This window comes from Duganella sp. CF517 (genome assembly GCF_900110275.1).
In the GTDB taxonomy this organism is placed as follows: domain Bacteria; phylum Pseudomonadota; class Gammaproteobacteria; order Burkholderiales; family Burkholderiaceae_D; genus Rugamonas.
Map to the genome: position 1 here is coordinate 323,629 of NZ_FODC01000005.1, position 13,782 is coordinate 337,410.

Sequence of the window (13,782 nt, forward strand, 5' to 3'; positions counted from 1 at the left end):
TGCGGTCTACTGTCGGCAAGACGATTGTAATCGATCCGGATTCCCGTATCAGAAGTCGTGATTGGCCGGGTAGTCCGAATAGAAGTCGTTATCCCACCTGAAATGGGTGGTGGAGATGGTGATGGTGATGTCGAGCGCCTCGACAAAATGCCACCAGCCCACCGGCAGGAACAGGATCTCTCCCGGCGCCAGCACGCAGTCGATCACCGGCACGTTCGCCATCATGGGAAAGCGCTGGATATCGATCGCCCTCCCGTCCACCGGCGTAAAGCAGTGCCGCTGGTTGTACAGACGGGGAATATCGCAAGGCGCGATCAGGCGCACCCGCTTGCGGCCCGCGATCTGTATCATGAAGTTGTTGGTCAGGTCGTGATGGAACGGCGTGAGCGTGCCGGCCGGCCCGAACCAGAAAAAACCGCGCCGCTCGTCGTTCAGATAGTCGGCCAACGGCGGCAGATCGGCCATCAGCTCCCGCAGCGCCTCGCGGTTGCTCTCGTCGTTATTGGCGGTCATGTAGAAATCGTTGGTGCGGCCGCTGGCGCGCACCAGTTCCACGTATTCGCCAAACGGCATGCGCCGTTTGTGCGCCTGGCTATTCAGTTCGTAGTCCGGATCGGCGTCGCGGCCGAACTGCACCTCCACTTCGCGCTCGCCCAAATGGTCGCGCAAATAATCCAGTGTCCATTTTGCGCGGGCGACGCAGTCTTCCAGCATGCCGGTGATGATCACCGGCTGGTTGCGGCGGTAGTGCTCTGCGAGGAAGGCATCGCCCGACAGGCGCTCGCGGCGCGGTACCTGCGCCGGCGCCAGACGGTTCAAGCGCGACTGGATGCCCAGCACCCAGTCGCGCTTGGCCAGCCGGTTGTGCAGGCGCGACGCCCCCTTGAGGTAAGGGCTGCGCAGCGCGGCGTCGACCTCCGCCAACGCCTCCTGCTCGCTGATGCCGGATTGGATCAAAATCCCGACCAGGCCTTCCGGCCGTCCGCCCAACATCAGGTTCTCGGCGATCCAGGTGCGCCATGCGTCGTTGACGGCTACGGGTGCAACGGCGGCATGGTGCATCATGGCTTAGCGTCCTATCCAGACGGCGTTGGTCAGGGCGCCGTTGGCGTCGCCGTCCAATTCCCAGGAAAAGGCGCCGCGCAGGTTTTGATCGCGCACATACTGCATCTTGGTCGCGATCACGGTGGGGTCGTCGTAGCTCCACCACTCACCGCCGCTGCCGGTGTAGAGGTACAGCTGTTTCGTCACCGGATGATACCAGCGCGTCCCGGTTTTGTTAATCAACACCTTGTAGTCGTCGATTCCGGCCTCGTAGGCGCCGGTCGCCGCGCCGCCGGTGCTTTGATACAGGCCGTTGCCGTTCGGGCCGGCCGCCACGCCCTTCCATCCGCGTCCGTAGAACGGCACGCCGAGCAGGATCTTATTGCGCGGCATACCGGCGGCCACCAGCGCGGTGATCGCATCGTGGCTGTTGTACTTGGCCAGATTGCCGGTCGAGGGATCGGCCGGGTCGTGGTACAGCGGCGCGTGGAAGTTGGTGGTCGCTTCCCATCCGCCGTGGAAGTCATAGGTCATCAGATTGACCCAGTCCATGTACTGGCCGTACAGTGCCGGTTCGGTCTGCGCGATCTTCTCGCCGCCCGCGCCGATGGCCGCCGTCAGCGCATAGCGCTTGCCGTCGATGGCGCCCTGCGCGTCGAGCTGCGCGCGGAATTCCGCCATCAGCAAGGTGAAGTTGTGCTTGTCGTTGACCGTGTCGACGGTGTTGTAGGTCTGGCCGCCGCCGCCCGGGTATTCCCAGTCGATGTCGATACCATCGAAAACACCCTTGGCCGCGCCCGCGCCGCCGCGCCCATCCTGGACCGGCAGGTCGCCGGCGATGAACATCTTCACGCAGGACTTGGCCAGCTGCTTGCGCAGCGCGTCGGTTTTGGCGGCCGCCGAGAAGTTCTTCGACCAGCTCCAGCCGCCCAGCGAGATGAAGATCTTCAGGTTTGGATGCGCGGCCTTGAGCAGCTTCAGTTGCAGGAAGTTGCCGCTCAACGGCGCATCCCATGGCACGGCCTGGCCGTTGACGGTGCGCGCCGGCGAGCGTTGATAATCGGCGTACGCATCGCCGCCGGTCCCCGCGTCGGGCGAGTTGGGATTCGACCCGCCGGTTTCGGCCTTGGTCACCATGTCGCATTCATAGCCGCCGTTTTTCGCGTAGGTATTGGCGAAGGCGTAATTAATGAAAGTGAGCTGGTCGGCCACGCTGGTCTGCACGCCGTTGACCGGCGTTTTGGTGGTGTGGATGTCGGCCACTTCGTAGTTGCGGCCATAGACGCCCCATTGCGCGAAGTAGGAGCCGATTTCGCGGCCGCCGGGGATCGGCGTCGGCGTCGGCGTTGGTGTGGGCGTGGGCGTGGGTGTCGGAGTAGGTGTCGGTGTCGGAGTGGGTGTCGGCGTCGGAGTCGGTGTCGGTGTCGGCGTGGTGGTTTGCAAAGCCCACGGTCCCCACTGTTCGGTGCCGGGCACGTTATTCTGCGTCCACCACTTGGCCTTGTAGACGGCACCGTTGTAGGTCACGCACATGTCGACCGTATAAATCGCCGCCGCCGACCAGGCCGGACAGTTCTCGGCGACAGCCGCCGCCGCGGTTTGCACCGCCGCCAGCAACTTGTTCGATGTGTCGGAAGCGGGGCTGTCGCCGCCCCCGCCGCAAGCCGCCAGCATGCCGGCGATCAGGCCCATCACGGCCGCATTCCCCTTCACTGCATGTTCCATCATCTCTCCTTCGGGTGGGTGATCTATGCTTTTCTTGTTTTTTCAGGATGAAACCGAAAGAATTGGTAGTCAAGTGGTTTTAATAATTGCATCCACTCTAATACCAGTTACGCATAGAAAACAGTCTTGGGAGAAACGAAGCATAGCGATCAAGACACCCGGAGTGAGCACACACTAACGACGCTGGCGCGTCGTCTTATTCGGGTATGAAACTGGCAATTGAATACCCGCCAATAACCATTTTGTTAATCGGCGAGTACCAATTTGACACAATAAAAAAGTGGTACTGAAGCGGGTGTCAGTACTCGCCGGATTAATTCGCGACTTGCATAACCGCGCGTGCGATACCGTCATGGATTTCCAAAACGCGGGGAGCGCTTTTACCGAAACTCATTTTGTAGCAGACCTGCCCGTCTTTCCAGGCGGTCGGCAATACCATCAATAATTGGAAGGCGCTCGGGTCTTCATCCTTGCATGGGAAGATCGTCGGCGTACCGGCAAGCACGATGGCCTGCATCGGCTGGTCGCCGTCGATTTCCACGTGATGCCCGCGCACCGAGATGGCCTTGCTCGCGCCGGAGAAGTCGTCCAGCTGAACGTGGCCGACAACGCTATCGTTACGGCCGTCGACGACCAGATTCAGGCGCAAGGTCGGACCGCCATCGACGGCGCTGTTGACTTCATAAACGGCGGTAAACAATTGACTCATGATCTATTCTCCAGTTGGACGCAAGTGCATGGACGCACTGTATCGACCAACTGGAAACACCGCCTTCCGGATACCTTCTGACTGTCAACTCTCTGTTTTTAAACCACTTTTACAAGAACAAAGGGACAGCGCAAGCAGCATCAGCGCTTCGGCAGCCGCCAGTCCGGACGGACATAATGGCAGGTGTAACCGTTCGGAATGCGCTCCAGGTAATCCTGATGCTCCGGTTCCGCCTCCCAGAACGCCCCCGCCGGCGCCAGCTCGGTCACCACTTTCCCAGGCCACAAACCGGAGGCATTCACATCGGCGATGGTGTCCTCGGCCGTCGCTTTTTGTTGCTCGTCGACGTAGAAAATAGCCGATCGATAACTCATGCCGACATCATTGCCCTGGCGATTAGCGGTGCTTGGATCGTGGATCTGGAAAAAGAATTCCAGGATTTGGCGATAGCTGATGACCGACGGATCGAAATTAATCTCGATCGCCTCGGCGTGCGTGCCGTGATTGCGATAAGTCGCATTGGGCACATCGCCGCCGCTATAACCCACGCGCGTGCTTTCGACGCCGGGCATTTTACGGATCAAATCCTGCATGCCCCAAAAACAGCCGCCGGCCAGAATTGCTTTCTCAATCATCATCATCATTCCTTTTCGATATTGGATCTTCACCTAAGTTGGTGACGACTATGCAATTATTCAAGAAATAGAGCGACTTATACGCACAGTAATGTAAATACCTTGCCTTCGCATACTGGTTTACCTCTATAATCTGGTTCAGGACAGCAATTCTCGTCCTGCCCGCCGTGCCCAGATTCACCGCACGCGCAATCAAACCCGGCCTGGCCCCAGCCGAAAGACGCAACGCTTCAGTTGCCCACTTTTTCGATCGATATCATGGACCAGTCCACTCCCACCAAACGTATACTCATCATCGACGACAATCGCCAGGCGGCCGACGTCGCGGCGGAGTTGCTCAGCCTGTACGGCTATCAAACCGCGGTCGCCTACAACGGCGCCGAAGGATTGCAGAGCGCAAACGACTTGGCGCCGGATGTCATCCTGCTCGACCTGGGCATGCCGGGCATGGACGGCTTCCAGGTCGCCGCCGCCTTGCGCGCCCAGCCACAGTTTGCCGACCTCGCCTTGGTCGCCTTCACGGCCTGGGGCGACAAGGGCACGCGCCAGCGCACGCAGGACGCCGGCTTCGACCAGCACATCACCAAACCGGCCGGCATGGAAGAAATCCTGCGCGCCATCGGCACCGCGTGCGACATGCGCGCCAGCTTCGCGCGCAAGATCGCGTAACGGCCGCCGCAGGGCAAGTGCCGGCGCGCGGTGGGTGCGCGCAAGGCCATTGCTTTTGTGATACTGTCCTCGTAACGACAGGAGGCCCCATGATGATAGAACGACGTTCCCGACCCGACCGCGCCAAGGCCATCGCCGTGCACGCCGGCATTGCCATGCTCGACACCGACGGCCGCGAAGCCGCCGCAATTTTCCTGGAAGACGCCGGCGTGCCGCTGCCGGTCATCGCCCGCGTACTCAACGAGCCCGACAAGCGCCGCGCCGCCGACAAGCTGTAAGCGGGGACCGGCGACCGCCAGCCCCCGAGCCCATCCAAACCCCGCCGGGCGGATTAGCGAAGCGTCATCGGCCATGCGAGCGCCACCGCCGGCTCGAGGCCGGTCACGCGATTACTTATCCCCCACCAACTGCACCGCATCGATAACCTTGTAATCGTGCTGCAAGTTGTTAGCGTAAGTCACCTTCAAAGCCTTCGCCTTGTAAGCGGTCTTGGTAAAAGTCTTCACGAACCACGTACGGTTCCCGCGATTGTCTTTCTTCACATCGCTCACACCTTCCCACACGGTGTTCCACTTGCCGTCGGTATCCTGCAGCTCCACCTTATTGACCGCCTCCACGCCCTGCCCGCTCGGCAGCACGATGCGCACCTCGGTCGCGTTGACCGGCGTCGCGAAAGTGGCCTCCAGCCAATCGAAACCTTGATCGATATGGTTGTTGGTCCACGTGCTGCCATCGCTAGGACCGACAGCGTTCTTGGCCAGATTCGAATCGGAAGGCGTCTTGCCATCCTGATCGCCAAAAACCGAGCTCGCCTTGGCCTCGCTCGCCCACTGCGCGCGCTGATCGTTGATGTACTTATCTTCCATCACGCCGTAGGCCAACTGTGCCTGCTTCTTGGCCATCTCGCGCTGTTCGTCGGTCTGCTCGGCCGCCGGGACCTTGCCCGCGGCGGCAGGGTCGGGCGCGGTGACTGGTACTGGCGCGGCGACGACCGGCGCTTCCTCGACCTTCTCATGCTTTTTGCATGCCGCGAGTGCTGCGGCCACGATCATCGCGCCTATGATGGCATTGCGTTTCATCCGGTATTCTCCCTAGTGAAGTAAGTTATCAAAATGATCTTACATTATTTGTGCGTTTTTGAGCGCACTTAACACTAGCTGTTTGGAAGCGGCTGCGCGCAGCGCAAATTTGGACGGATGCGGCATTGTCGGAATGCGTACCCGCTATTTGACGCGATACAGCGCGCACAACTTGTTGCCGTCCGGATCGCGGACATAGGCCAGGTGCATCGCCCCCAAGCTTCCATCGCGCAGGCCCGGCGGCTCCTCGCATGACTTGCCGCCATGCGCGACCGCGACGTCGTGAAACTCCCTCACCTGCTCGGGAGAGTTACATTTAAAACCAATCGTACCGCCGTTCGCGCAACTCGCCTGCTCGCCATTGAGCGGCTGGGTAATAGCGAAGGTATTTCCTTCGTGTCGATAAAAAAGCCGCTCATGGCCGGCAGCCGCCGTGTTGCGGAACGGCTCCCCCGCGCCCAGCACGCCGAGCACGGCGTCGTAAAACCGTTTGGAGCGTTCGATATCGTTCGAACCGATCATCACATGACTGAACATTTTCTTGTCCTTTAGTCTATTGAAGCCGAGTGGCGATGCGCCGCAACCAGTGTAACGCCATCGATTCGGCGAAATCAATCGCGGCGCGTGTATGCTTCCGCCATGGACTCCCTGATCGCCGCCTCCGCGCGGGCCCTTGCCGCCGGCGATGCCCTCGGCGCCCTCAAGCATGTCGCCTTGCGCGACGACCCGGCGGCGCTGGCCTTGCGCGGCATCGCCATGGCCCAGCTCGGCGAACATCCGCGCGCGCGCGAACTGCTCAAGCGCGCCGCCCGTGGCTTCGGCGCGCACGAGCAACTGGCGCGCGCCCGCTGCGTGGTGGCCGAGGCCGAAGTGGCGCTGGCCGTGCGCGATTTCAGCGACTCGCCGCGCACGCTGGCCTCCGCGCTGGCCACGCTGGAAGCCCACGCCGACCACCCCAACGCCATGCAGGCGCGACTCATCGCGGTGCGCAAGCTGTTGCTGCTGGGCCGCCTCGACGAGGCGCAAGCGCAACTGTCCCGGTTGAACGGGCGCCCGCTGCCGCCGGCACTGGCGGCCGTCGCCGAGCTGGCGTCGGCGGAACTGGGGCTGCGCTCGCTGGACATCGCGCCCGCGCGCGCCGCGCTGGGCCGCGCGCACGCGGCGGCCGAACGCGCCCGCGTCCCGGCCCTGGTCGCCGAAGTGGAGGAAGCGCGCGGCGCGCTAGCGCACCCGGCGGCGCGGCGCCTGTCCAACGGCCAGACGCAAGCGCTGCGGCTGGAGGAAGTCGCCGACCTGCTCGATTCCGGGGTGCTGGTGGTCGACGCCTGCCGCCGTGGCATCGGCACCGATACCCATTGGCGGGCGCTGGCCCGCCGTCCCGTGTTGTTCGCCCTGGCGCGCGCGCTGGCCGAAGCCTGGCCCGACGCCGTCGACCGCGAGGCACTGATCGCCGGCGCCTTCAACACCCGCCAACCGGACGACACCCACCGCGCCCGGCTGCGGGTCGAAATCGGCCGCCTGCGCGCGCTGATCACGCCGCTGGCGCGGCTCGACGCGACGGCGCGCGGCTTCGCGCTGCGGCCGCTGGACGGACGCGACGTGGCGCTACTGGCGCCGCCCATCGACGGCGACCAGGGCGCGCTGGTCGCGCTGCTATCCGACGGCGCCGCCTGGTCGACCTCGGCGCTGGCGTTGGCGCTCAACGCCAGCCAGCGCACCGTGCAGCGCGCGCTGGCCGATCTGGCGGCCCAAGGCCGGGCGCGCTGCATCGGCCGCGCCCGCACCCAGCGCTGGCTGGCGCCGCCGCTGGCCGGATACACGACAATCTTGTTACTCCCCGCCGCCACGCAGATGGCATAAAGTGCCGTTGCGGCGCCGATCCCGGCGCCTCCACAGGAGATGACCATGACCAGCAAACCCAGCCAACCCGCCGAACCGGCGCCGCGCGCGGCCGAGATCGTGCGCGAATACGGCCCCTTCCCCGACACCGACAAGGTGAACGGCGTCACCCACGACGGCAAGCGCATCTGGGCCGCCACCGGCAAACGCCTGATCGCCTTCGACCCGGCCAGCGGCGACCCGACCGACTCGCTGTCCTGCCCCTGCGACGCCGGCACCGCCTTCGATGGCACGCACCTGTACCAGATCGCCGAGCGGCGCATCGACAAGATCGATCCCGCCAGCGGCAAGGTGGTGGCATCGATCCCGGCGCCCGGCGACGGCAACGACTCCGGCATGGCGTGGGCCGAGGGCAGCCTGTGGGTCGGCCAGTACCGCGACCGCAAGATCCACCAGATCGACCCAGCCACCGGCAAGATCCTGCGCACCATCGAATCGAAGCGCTTCGTCACCGGCGTGACCTGGGTCGACGGCCAGCTGTGGCACGGCACCTGGGAAGGCGACGAGAGCGAACTGGTGCACGTCGACCCGGCCAGCGGCGCCGTGCTCGAGCGGCTGGGCATGCCGCCCGGCACCGGCATCAGCGGGCTGGAATCCGATGGCGGCGACCTGTTCTACGCCGGCGGCGGCGCCAGCGGCAAGGTGCGCGCCGTGCGCCGCACGCAATCCTCACGTTAACCAACTTCCAGGGAGCAGAGCATGAACGCACTACGGCATCCCGTCGTGTCGGCGGAACAATGGCTGGCGCACCGCAAGGCGCTGCTGGCGCGCGAAAAGGAATTGACGCATTTGAAGGATCAGGTCGCCCGCGAACGCCGCGCGCTGCCCTGGGTCCGCATCGACAAGCACTACGTGTTCGACACGCCGTCCGGCCCGCGCACCTTGGCGGAGCTATTCGAAGGCCGCCGCCAACTGGTGTTGCAACACTTCATGTACACGCCGGGCGCCGAACAAGGCTGCAAGAGCTGCTCGTACATGGCCGATCACACGGACGGTGCGCTGGCGCATCTGGCGCAGCGCGACACGACGGTGGTGGCGGTCTCGCGCGCGCCGTTGGCCGATCTGGAGCGCATGCGCACGCGGATGGGCTGGCGCTTCGCGTGGGTGTCGTCGGGCGAGAGCGAATTCAACTACGACTTCCACGTCAGCTTCACGCCGGAGGAGATGGCCGACGGCACGGTCTATTACAACTATGTGCGGCAGCCGTTCCCGCATCCGGACGCACCGGGCGTGAGCGTGTTCTACAAGGACGACGCGGGACAGGTCTACCTGACCTACTCGACCTACGGGCGCGGGGTAGAAGTGATGATGCATACCTATAACTTGCTCGACTTGACGCCGCTGGGGCGCAACGAAGACGGCCTGTCGTATCCGATGGAATGGGTGCGCCACCATGACCGTTATGAGACGGCGCCGGTGGCGGCGGCAGCTTCGTGCTGCGGGGCGGGCGCTTGAGGCGGAGAGCGGCATCGTGTCCGGCTGGCTTCCATGGCTGGCGGTCGCCGGGGTCGGCGCCCTGCACGGGCTGAATCCCGCGACCGGCTGGATGTTCGCAGTCGCGCGCGGCGTGCGGGCGCGCGACTGCGGACAGGCGCTGCGGGCGTTGGTGCCGATTGCGGTCGGGCATGCGGCATCTGTGGCGCTGGTGGCGGCTGCGGTGTCGTCGGGGCTGGTGATGGATCGCGCGATGCTCTGGTGGTTGGCGGCCGGGCTGTTGGCCGGCATCGTTGTGCATCAGCTGTGGCGCTTCATGGGCCGGCGTCGGCGCCCGCCCGGCGGCCCTGCGGCGCTGGCGTTATGGTCGCTGATGATATCGACGGCGCATGGTTCGGGGCTGATGCTGGTGCCGGCGCTGATCCCGCTATGCCTGTCCGACACGCCGGCGCGGGAAATCAGCGCCAGCGGCTCCATGGTCATGGCGCTGGCCGCAATCTGCGTCCACACCGCCGCCATGCTCGCGGTCACGGGCGCGATCGCCGTGGTAGCCTGTCATGGCATCAATCCCAAGTGGCGGGGTCGGAACGCCACGATCCGCGCCTCCGCAAAGTGAAGGAATCCACATGCGAATTTCAAATCTCATCGTCTTGACCGGCGCGCTTGCGCTGCCGATCTTTTCCGAAAATGTCTGGGCGACTGAACTTGAAAGCGAGCAGGCCGCTCTCGAAGAATGCGGCGCTTATTCGCAAGCCGGAATGCGGGAATGTCTGGCGCAGAAATCCCGTGAAAGCGGCGCAGCACTGAGGCGCGCGGAAGAGCAAGCGATCGCCGCGCTTTCAACATGGGACGAGGATGCGAAATTCATCCACCTTGCGAAGCAAAAGCTGCGGGCGTCCAGTAAAGCGTACGAGCGATACCGCGATGCGCAGTGCGCCTTCGCCGCCTCGCTTGGCGGCGGCGCCATCGGTAATGCGCTGGAAATGCGGCGCCTTTCCTGCCAGGTCGGGTTGAATAATGCGCGCTCGAAGCAACTCAATACTGACTTGGCGGCGCTGCCCTCGCTAAAATCCGTGAAATGATCGGTGGAAAAATGAACTTTTCCGAAATTACCAATTTAGCACCAAGGATATTATGATCAGCTCGCCCCTAATATTCGCCGCGCCGACGCTACGGATCACTCACATATCGCTTCTCGGACAACTGACTAGACCAAGCCATATTTTGAAAAATGAGGCATCGCGAAGTCAATGAATTCAGGCTCGCTAGACCAAGGTCTGTCGATCGGAGACCAGCTCATCCATACAGTGAAAAATCGAACTTATAGCTTTCGCCGCCAGGAACGGGATATGGTCGTGCCCTAATGTCAGACTTCCATGCCTACTAGGTAGAACGTATTGCGAGCCTGACATATTGAATATTCAAGGTAATCGCCTCGCTATACCGTAGCACAAACGAATCGCCGTCCACATCGTAAAATCGAACAGGCTCGATGATCGCTTCAACTTCCTCGCTTGCGCTTGCAGTCAGTTTGTCTCGTGATAGCGGACGACGCGCGACGTTCTGCAATACAAGGCGGTCGAGTTGCCCCTCAGAATCAACATAAAATTCATCGAGCACCCCCACGTAGAGTACTGCTTCTTTTCCAACCTCGACAATTGCCGAAATCAGAATCATATCGGGAGCTTCGTCTTCGGCAAAGTCTGCCCCGGTCAATAAATAGTACCAAGGCGCTTTGTGAAAGCGAAATATGTAGTTGAAGCGCGACGCGGAGCGATCAAGCCTGTATTTCGTAATAATTGCTCGCAATGCCATGGGAAAGACGAATGCGGCGATTAAAAGGCTCGAGAAATAAGAGGTAACCCACCAGAAGCTTGCGGCAAAAGCAGCGGCGGCGCCTTCGTGCACGGTTACCGCGCCAGACAGCAACTTCAACAGAACCAGCGGCTGAAAGGTTTGGCCCGCGATGACGTTAGCAAGACCTAGCCACACGCAGTGAACCAGCACCGACCATACAACCGCCTCGGCCACTACTTCGCCAAAAGGTGAAAAATCAAGCGAAGTTCGTTCTACACGCTTCAGCCGAGTGCGAAGAATAAATCCAGGAAGTAGCACGAAGAAGATAACGATGGCGGGAAGCGCAACGTTCACGGCTTTGTCAGTCAGCTTTTGCCTTAGGGACGACAGTAGCACTAACAGTCACCGCAGTGCTGCCCCGGCGAACATGTATCCGACTAGACTCCGCGTCAAGCGAAGGCGATTTGGAACGATTGCTCACCAAAAAACGACGCAGCTCGTTGCGAGCTTGTTCGTCTGCAAGCAGATCTTTCGCTAGCTGGCTTTTGAGTGCTTTCATCGCTTGACTATGCCATAACTGACAGGCAAAAGCACGCAGTTCATCGTGCCGTTCGCACCGTAGAAGCAGAAAACCCGCGCCTTCTTGCGAAGGCGCGGGTCTCTGTCACTACCTGATTCTTGGTGCGCTTGCCGGGTTCACTCCTACTATGAAGGAGGTCTCAAAGCGTCTAGTCCAGATCGCTTATCCGGTAAAAATCCAACAGAGCTTCAGTGCCGTTCCGATCGTCGCATTTTTACAACACATATCTTTTCAGTACTACTAAAGATTCATCAGATTGATTCGATTTTCTCATCAAAAATTTACCTAGATGAATTTGATAAATGCGATGAAAAATTTAGAGAATAAAAAAATACTAGTAAGTTACAATTGGTGAGATTTCCCATATGGAAATAATGTTAGATTATTGAAAAATTTTGCTGGATAATTTACCTTCGCAACATCAAATTTTTCAAAGGATTATTATGCATTTAGTAACAAAATCTTATTTTGAAAGCTTCTGTAAAGATTTTGGCGCTCCTTATGAGGAAGCTAAAAATTTTGAAGCCTTTGTAAATTATTGCGTCTTTTCCAAGTATTCTGGTGACAATGTTGAGGCAAGTGACTTAGTTTATGAAGGGGCAGACCCGGGAATTGATGGCGCGTTGTTATTCCTAGACGACAGGGCAGTATTCTCTGTAGAAGAGCTCATAGAGGTATTTGACACTACCAAACGAGAATATCAAGTTACTATAGTGCTGACTCAAGCGAAACGCTCAACGACTTGGTCAAAACAAGAGATAGATTCTTTTGTATCTGCCATTATAGACTATCTTTCTGAAACTCCTGCGCAGCCTCATAGTCAGTACCTTTCGGATTTCAGAAAGATGTTTGTAGCTATTTTTCAGAACATCGGCCGAATTAAAGGCGGACTTCCAAACATACATGCTTATTTTTTGACAGCTGCCCCAGATACTGAAGCCGTCGAAATAAATGCAGCGTTCCAGATAGGCGAAGCTGCATTGAAGAAAATGGGTTATTCAAATGAGACGCTTTTAGTCAAAGGTCACAGAGAAATTATTCATGAACTTTGGCTTTCAGCTGAAGGGCCAATGGAAGCAAGGCTAGCGACTGTAGGCTATGCACCTTTTCCCGCAGTTCCGAATATCAGCAATGCGTACGTGGCAACCGTTACAGCGCGAAGCTTCATTGATGCAATCCTAAAAGATAAAAACGGGGCTCCTAGAAAAAAACTTTTCGAAGAAAATGTTCGAGATTTTTTGGGAGTAGACGTTGAAGTCAACTCTGAAATCGCTGAAACATTAAGCGATGCAGATAAAAAAGCTCGATTTGGTTTAATGAATAACGGAGTTACGATTGTGGCTTCTAGCGTTCGCCCCGCAGGACAGGAGATATATATACGAGACTTCCAAATTGTAAATGGCTGTCAGACTTCGAATATTTTAATTTCTATGGACGACGTAGTCGACAACACAGTATGTCTAATGATAAAATTGATTGAGGCAGATGAACCTTCGGTAATTGATGACATCGTCCGGGCAACAAACAGACAATCTAAAGTTGAAGACGCTCAGTTTATCTCTACACTAACTGCGCTAAGAGATTTAGAACAATATTTCAATGCTCGGGGCGTAACCGAAGCAAGTAGAATATATTTTGAACGAAGAAAAGGTCAATACAGAGCAGATAACGTTGCACCTGTGCGAATCTTCGACGCCAGAGAAACTGCACGCTGCTATGCTGCCATGGTTATGATGCGTCCTGACTTGTCTAGCAGGTATCCTAATAGATTGACAGGCGAATTATTAAGCGAGGTATTTGTAAAAGGCGCTCATGAAGAAGACTACTATACCGCGTGCTTTAGTCATTATAGATTAAGGATGCTAACATCCAATAAGCGGTTTGACGGAAAATATTCAAAACTTCGGTGGCACATCATCACGGCAGCATCAAAATACTGCGCAGCAAAATATAAGAAATTAGGTTGCAAAACAAAAAATGAGGCGCTTTACAACATTTTTGCAGCGAATGATGGAGAGTGGTTCGACAGATTAAATTTATTGATTACAACTGCCCTTCCCGATCCAGACATCTCTCGCGACCTTCTCAAATCACCGCCGCTCACGGGAACAATGCTAGCCAACGTCGATAAGCTTCTTTGAATTTCTCAAAGTCATTTACGAATTTCATGAAATTTAATTAAAATTTACTCTCAAAAATTTTTAAATTAAA

15 protein-coding genes are annotated in these 13,782 nt (G+C 58.8%); 8 read left to right on the top strand and 7 right to left on the bottom strand.

Annotated elements, in window-relative coordinates:
- Positions 1 to 48: 48 nt before the first annotated feature.
- From BMX85_RS20755 to msrA, 4 genes are all read right to left on the bottom strand, one after another.
- Positions 49 to 1,065, bottom strand: coding sequence for a cupin-like domain-containing protein (locus BMX85_RS20755; RefSeq protein ID WP_090323135.1), 1,017 nt, complete (start codon positions 1,063 to 1,065; stop codon positions 49 to 51).
- 3 nt (positions 1,066 to 1,068) lie between these two features.
- Positions 1,069 to 2,769: a glycosyl hydrolase family 18 protein gene (locus tag BMX85_RS20760; protein ID WP_090323857.1), complete on the bottom strand. Its 1,701-nt coding sequence runs from the start codon at positions 2,767 to 2,769 to the stop codon at positions 1,069 to 1,071.
- 313 nt (positions 2,770 to 3,082) lie between these two features.
- Positions 3,083 to 3,478 carry a DUF1842 domain-containing protein gene (locus tag BMX85_RS20765; protein WP_090323138.1) on the bottom strand — a complete coding sequence of 132 codons (396 nt, stop codon included), beginning with the start codon at positions 3,476 to 3,478 and terminating at the stop codon, positions 3,083 to 3,085.
- Between the two features lie 140 nt (positions 3,479 to 3,618).
- Positions 3,619 to 4,122, bottom strand: coding sequence for a peptide-methionine (S)-S-oxide reductase MsrA (gene msrA, locus BMX85_RS20770; RefSeq protein WP_177196835.1), 504 nt, complete (start codon positions 4,120 to 4,122; stop codon positions 3,619 to 3,621).
- A gap of 249 nt (positions 4,123 to 4,371) precedes the next feature.
- Between msrA and BMX85_RS20775 the strand changes: the two genes are divergently transcribed.
- Complete coding sequence (locus tag BMX85_RS20775) at positions 4,372 to 4,782, top strand: response regulator (RefSeq protein WP_090323140.1); 411 nt, start codon at positions 4,372 to 4,374, stop codon at positions 4,780 to 4,782.
- Between the two features lie 89 nt (positions 4,783 to 4,871).
- Positions 4,872 to 5,060 (top strand): hypothetical protein, encoded by a 189-nt coding sequence (locus tag BMX85_RS20780; protein ID WP_090323143.1) that lies wholly within the window; start codon positions 4,872 to 4,874, stop codon positions 5,058 to 5,060.
- Between the two features lie 111 nt (positions 5,061 to 5,171).
- Here the strand turns inward: BMX85_RS20780 and BMX85_RS20785 are convergent, their stop codons facing one another.
- Both BMX85_RS20785 and BMX85_RS20790 read right to left on the bottom strand, forming a co-directional pair.
- The gene (locus tag BMX85_RS20785; RefSeq protein WP_090323146.1) at positions 5,172 to 5,861 is read right to left on the bottom strand and encodes a hypothetical protein; all 690 of its coding nucleotides are present in this window, start codon (positions 5,859 to 5,861) and stop codon (positions 5,172 to 5,174) included.
- A gap of 144 nt (positions 5,862 to 6,005) precedes the next feature.
- Complete coding sequence (locus tag BMX85_RS20790) at positions 6,006 to 6,398, bottom strand: VOC family protein (RefSeq protein WP_090323148.1); 393 nt, start codon at positions 6,396 to 6,398, stop codon at positions 6,006 to 6,008.
- 102 nt (positions 6,399 to 6,500) lie between these two features.
- Between BMX85_RS20790 and BMX85_RS20795 the strand changes: the two genes are divergently transcribed.
- Genes BMX85_RS20795 through BMX85_RS20815 form a run of 5 tightly spaced genes read left to right on the top strand, consistent with a single transcriptional unit; the run spans position 6,501 to position 10,276 of the window.
- The gene (locus BMX85_RS20795; protein ID WP_090323150.1) at positions 6,501 to 7,721 is read left to right on the top strand and encodes a helix-turn-helix domain-containing protein; all 1,221 of its coding nucleotides are present in this window, start codon (positions 6,501 to 6,503) and stop codon (positions 7,719 to 7,721) included.
- Positions 7,722 to 7,766: 45 nt separating this feature from the next.
- Entirely contained in the window at positions 7,767 to 8,438 is a 672-nt protein-coding gene (locus tag BMX85_RS20800) for an NHL repeat-containing protein (RefSeq protein ID WP_090323862.1), read from the top strand.
- Positions 8,439 to 8,459: 21 nt separating this feature from the next.
- Positions 8,460 to 9,215 (top strand): DUF899 domain-containing protein, encoded by a 756-nt coding sequence (locus BMX85_RS20805; RefSeq protein ID WP_090323152.1) that lies wholly within the window; start codon positions 8,460 to 8,462, stop codon positions 9,213 to 9,215.
- Between the two features lie 13 nt (positions 9,216 to 9,228).
- Complete coding sequence (locus BMX85_RS20810; RefSeq protein ID WP_229210621.1) at positions 9,229 to 9,810, top strand: hypothetical protein; 582 nt, start codon at positions 9,229 to 9,231, stop codon at positions 9,808 to 9,810.
- 10 nt (positions 9,811 to 9,820) lie between these two features.
- Positions 9,821 to 10,276 carry a lysozyme inhibitor LprI family protein gene (locus BMX85_RS20815; protein WP_090323154.1) on the top strand — a complete coding sequence of 152 codons (456 nt, stop codon included), beginning with the start codon at positions 9,821 to 9,823 and terminating at the stop codon, positions 10,274 to 10,276.
- 301 nt (positions 10,277 to 10,577) lie between these two features.
- On the opposite strand, the gene BMX85_RS20820 is transcribed toward BMX85_RS20815, so the two are convergent.
- Positions 10,578 to 11,345 (bottom strand): hypothetical protein, encoded by a 768-nt coding sequence (locus BMX85_RS20820; RefSeq protein ID WP_143068039.1) that lies wholly within the window; start codon positions 11,343 to 11,345, stop codon positions 10,578 to 10,580.
- 669 nt (positions 11,346 to 12,014) lie between these two features.
- On the opposite strand from BMX85_RS20820, the gene BMX85_RS20825 reads away from it, so the two are divergent.
- Positions 12,015 to 13,712: an AIPR family protein gene (locus BMX85_RS20825; RefSeq protein WP_090323160.1), complete on the top strand. Its 1,698-nt coding sequence runs from the start codon at positions 12,015 to 12,017 to the stop codon at positions 13,710 to 13,712.
- Positions 13,713 to 13,782 lie beyond the last annotated feature (70 nt).